The sequence below is a fragment of the Gammaproteobacteria bacterium CG11_big_fil_rev_8_21_14_0_20_46_22 genome, assembly GCA_002796245.1.
In the GTDB taxonomy this organism is placed as follows: Bacteria; Pseudomonadota; Gammaproteobacteria; order UBA12402; family UBA12402; genus 1-14-0-20-46-22.
The window spans coordinates 2953-3500 of the sequence record PCWT01000054.1; the positions used below are offsets into that span (position 1 = coordinate 2953).

The 548-nt window shown below is 53.3% G+C and carries 1 rRNA gene (running past both ends of the window); it reads right to left on the reverse strand.

The features are described 5' to 3' along the window. A 16S ribosomal RNA gene (locus COV52_07655) occupies positions 1-548 on the reverse strand (it extends past both window edges: 664 nt to the left, 219 nt to the right).

Here is a 548-nt window from a genome sequence, read left to right on the forward strand (position 1 = left end):
CTACCAAGAAGTCACGCTTCCCGACAGCTAGTTCTCATCGTTTACTGCGTGGACTACCAGGGTCTCTAATCCTGTTTGCTCCCCACGCCTTCGCACCTCAGCGTCAGTATCAGCCCAGTCAATCGCCTTCGCCACTGATGTTCCTTCCAATCTCTACGCATTTCACTGCTACACTGGAAATTCCATTGACCTCTTCTGTACTCTAGCTTGGCAGTTTTGGATGCAGTTCCCAGGTTAAGCCCGGGGATTTCACACCCAACTTGCCATGCCGCCTACGCGCGCTTTACGCCCAGTAATTCCGATTAACGCTCGCACCCTCCGTATTACCGCGGCTGCTGGCACGGAGTTAGCCGGTGCTTCTTCTGCAGTTAACGTCACTTACGATGGTTATTAACCATCATATCATTCTTCACTGCTGAAAGTGCTTTACAACCCTAAGGCCTTCTTCACACACGCGGCATCGCTGGATCAGGGTTGCCCCCATTGTCCAATATTCCCCACTGCTGCCTCCCGTAGGAGTCTGGGCCGTGTCTCAGTCCCAGTGTGGC